Annotated in this window: 4 protein-coding genes; 3 read left to right on the top strand and 1 reads right to left on the bottom strand. The window is 45.6% G+C overall.

Translation table 11 applies throughout. From position 1 onward, the window contains the following. Nucleotides 1-29: 29 nt before the first annotated feature. A complete protein-coding gene (locus BHV83_RS00210; protein ID WP_005642635.1) occupies nucleotides 30-1,301 on the bottom strand; it encodes a phosphoglycerate kinase in 1,272 nt (423 codons plus the stop codon). A gap of 263 nt (nucleotides 1,302-1,564) precedes the next feature. On the opposite strand from BHV83_RS00210, the gene BHV83_RS00205 reads away from it, so the two are divergent. From BHV83_RS00205 to BHV83_RS00195, 3 genes are all read left to right on the top strand, one after another. Continuing rightward, nucleotides 1,565-2,710, top strand: coding sequence for a COG1470 family protein (locus BHV83_RS00205; protein WP_286755183.1), 1,146 nt, complete (start codon nucleotides 1,565-1,567; stop codon nucleotides 2,708-2,710). Between the two features lie 3 nt (nucleotides 2,711-2,713). Further along, nucleotides 2,714-3,454: an ABC transporter ATP-binding protein gene (locus BHV83_RS00200; RefSeq protein WP_286755180.1), complete on the top strand. Its 741-nt coding sequence runs from the start codon at nucleotides 2,714-2,716 to the stop codon at nucleotides 3,452-3,454. Next, a partial coding sequence (locus tag BHV83_RS00195) for an ABC transporter permease (protein WP_286755178.1) occupies nucleotides 3,447-3,797 on the top strand: 351 nt, incomplete at its 3' end. The genes BHV83_RS00200 and BHV83_RS00195, both read left to right, overlap by 8 nt.

The raw sequence follows: 3,797 nt of genomic DNA, 5'->3' as shown, positions 1-3,797 counted from the left end.
AGCCTTTTATTTATGGATAAGGATTATTCTTATTTGTAAGCTTCGCCCTTAACGGCAGCGATGCCCGGAAGAACTTTGCCTTCGATGGCTTCCAGCAGAGCGCCACCACCTGTAGAAACGTAAGAAACGCCGCTTGCCAGGCCGAACTTGTTGACACAAGCTACAGAGTCGCCGCCACCTACTAATGAGAATGCACCGTTCTTGGTTGCTTCAACGATAGCTTCGCCAACTGCACGGGAACCGTCTGTAAAGTTTTCGAATTCGAATACGCCGGTAGGACCGTTCCACAGGATCGTCTTGGAGTTCTTGATAACCTCGGCATAAAGAGCGATTGTCTTCGGACCGATATCAAGGCCTTCCCATCCGTCGGGAATTTCGTTTACGTCAGCATAAGCAGTCTTGGCATCGTTGCTGAAATCGTCAGCGATCTTAGCGTCGATGGCCAATACCAAGTTTACACCTTTTTCTTTTGCTTTCTTCATAAGATCGAGCGCCAGGTCCAGCTTATCATCTTCGCAGATTGATTTACCGATCTTGCCACCCATAGCCTTCGTGAAAGTGTAAGTCATACCGCCGGTGATGATCAGGTTGTCTACCTTGTTTAACAGGTTCTCGATGATTTCGATCTTGGAAGAAACTTTGGAACCACCCATGATTGCAGTAAACGGACGAGTGATGTCGTTCAATACCTTTTCAACAGCTTTTACTTCTTTTTCCATCAGGTAGCCGAACATCTTGTGGTCAGTGTCGAAGTAATCGGCGATCAATGCCGTAGAAGCGTGAGCGCGATGAGCTGTACCGAATGCATCATTTACATAGCAGTCGGCATAAGATGCCAATCTCTTTGTAAATTCTTTCTGGCTTTCCTTAACGGCTTTCTTGGCTGCTTTCTTTTCTTCGTCTGTAGCATCTTCAGCCAAACCTCTCGGCTTGCCTTCTTCTTCTGCATAGAAACGAAGGTTTTCAAGCAACAATGCTTCGCCCGGTTGCAGGGCGGCAGCCTTGGCGCCGGCTTCTTCGCCGATACAATCGTTAGCAAACTGAACATCAACACCCAACAGTTCGGAAACGTGTTTCAGGATGTGTTTCAGTGAATATTTGTCAGTAACGCCTTTCGGACGTCCTAGGTGAGAACCGATAATTACACTGCCGCCGTCTGCCAAAATCTTTTTTAAAGTAGGAAGGGCGGCACGGATACGAGTGTCGTCTGTGATGTTGAAGTTTTCGTCCAGAGGAACGTTGAAGTCAACTCTTACAAATGCCTTTTTGCCGGCAAAATTGAAATTGTCAATTGATTGCATAACTCTTATATTTAAGTTCTATATTAAAATATCACGCTTAGCGGACGCAAACTTACATAAAAATATTTTATTTCGTTGTTTCATATTCTATAATTATTGGCTTGAATGTAAAACTTCCTTACGCTTCGGTCAAAACATATGGGGAAGTGGGGAGCAGGGGGTGTAATTTTTTTTTAATACTTTTAATAGACAGTAATAAAGAAGACTTCTATATTTGTCGCCAGCTATTGATAAACAATTTTGTACTAAAATTTTTTATAGTAATGCGAACGAATCATCTTAATCTATTACTTGTACTCGTACTTGTATTATTTCCGATGAGTACACGCGCATATGGCGCTGATGAATGTGTGATGTTGTATACTCCCTACACTAAGATTGCGGTTCCGCCGGGAGAGTCTATCAATTACAGTGTTGACGTCATTAATAATTGTGACGAAGTGAAGAATGCCTCTATTTCCGTCTTAGGAATGCCGCGAGGTTGGAAGTATGAGATGAAAGCCGGAGGTTGGACAGTCGATCAGATATCCGTTCTGCCGGGTGAAAAGAAGAATTTCTCTTTCAAGGTGGATGTCCCGTTTAAAGTAAATAAAGGAACGTACCATTTTACGCTGACTGCCCCTGGCGTGGCGGAATTGCCGTTGACTGTGACTGTATCCGAACAGGGAACTTATCAAACTGAATTTGTGACAAAGCAACCCAATATGCAAGGCAATTCGAAATCAACCTTCAATTTTAACACGACGTTGAAAAATCAGACAGCAGACCAGCAGCTATATGCATTGATGGCAGACGTTCCGAGAGGATGGAATGTCACTTTCCGGGTTGCGGGCAAGCAAGCCACTTCTGCACAAGTGGAAGCCAATGCGACGGAAAATATCAGTATCGATATTAATCCGGCGGCTAATGTGCAGGCGGGCACTTATAAGATTCCGGTCCGTGCGACAACTAGTTCGACCTCTGCCGATATCGAGTTGGAGGTGGTTGTCACTGGTTCCTATGATATCGAGCTGACGACTCCGAGGGGATTGTTGAGCGCGGAGATTACGGCAGGAGATATGAAACGCATTGATCTGCTCGTACTCAACAATGGGTCTGCCGAACTGAAAGATGTCCAGTTGACAGCCTCTAAGCCGGTTGACTGGGAAGTCACCTTTGAACCTTCTAAAATAGAGAAACTGACGGCCGGTGGCACGACGAATGTTACTGCGACGATAAAAGCATCCGGAAAGGCCCTTCCGGGCGATTATGTGACGAAGATGACGGCCAAGACGCCTGAAGTCAATACGACTGCGGAGTTTCGCATATCCGTTCATACTCCTATGGTTTACGGTTGGTTGGGAATTTTGATTATTATGCTCGTGTTGGGCGGTGTGTATTATCTGTTCCGTAAATATGGAAGGAGGTAAGTCATGTGCCAGTATGTGATCGAACTTACCGGTTTGACGAAAAAGTATGGAGACTTTACTGCCGTGAACGACTTGAACTTGCAGATTCGCAAAGGTGAGATATTCGGGTTGCTGGGGCCGAACGGGGCAGGGAAATCGACGACCATACTGATGATGCTGGGCCTGACCGAACCGACAACTGGTTCCGTAAAGGTATGTGATATCGACTCCACCACTCATCCGATAGAAGTGAAGCGCAAAGTAGGATATCTGCCGGAGGATGTGGGTTTCTACGAAGATATGACAGGAATCGAGAACCTTGTTTATACAGCCGCCCTTAATGGTATCCGGAGGAAAGAAGCGCGTGAGAAAGCAGAGCGGTTGCTTGATCGGATAGGATTGGTGAAGGAAGCGGATAAAAAGGCCGGTAAATATTCCAAAGGGATGCGTCAACGTCTTGGATTGGCCGATGTGCTGATAAAAAGCCCTGAAGTAATTATTCTGGATGAACCGACTTCCGGGATAGATCCGGCCGGTGTGCAGGAATTTATGGATCTGATCCGGCAGTTGAGCCGGGAAGAGGGATTGACCGTCCTGTTTTCTTCCCATCATCTGAACCAGGTCCAACAAGTTTGCGACCGGGTAGGATTGTTTGGAGGGGGAAAGTTGCTGGCGGAGGTCGAACTGACATATTTGCATAAGACTGAGCATGGGCTTGACCATATCTATAATCAATATTTCGGGGGAGGACGCGGCCATGAGTAATACGAATCATCCTTTTTGGGTTATTGTCAATAAAGAAATCTCCGATTATGTGAGAAGCTGGCGTTTTATTATCCTGATCGCTATCATTGCACTGACATGTATGGGTTCGTTGTATACGGCTCTGACAAATATCCGTGAAGCGATAAAGCCGAATGATCCTGATGGAGCGTTCCTTTTTCTGAAACTGTTTACGGTTTCGGACGGGACGTTGCCTTCTTTTGCTGTGTTTATCAGTTTTTTAGGACCATTGTTAGGAATTTCATTAGGGTTCGATGCCATTAATTCGGAACAAAATAAAGGGACGTTGAGCCGTATATTGTCTCAGCCGATTCACCGGGATTAT

This window comes from Parabacteroides sp. merdae-related_45_40 (assembly GCF_001915675.1).
Note: the sequence above shows the minus strand (reverse complement) of the source record. Positions and strands in the feature narration are given on the sequence as shown.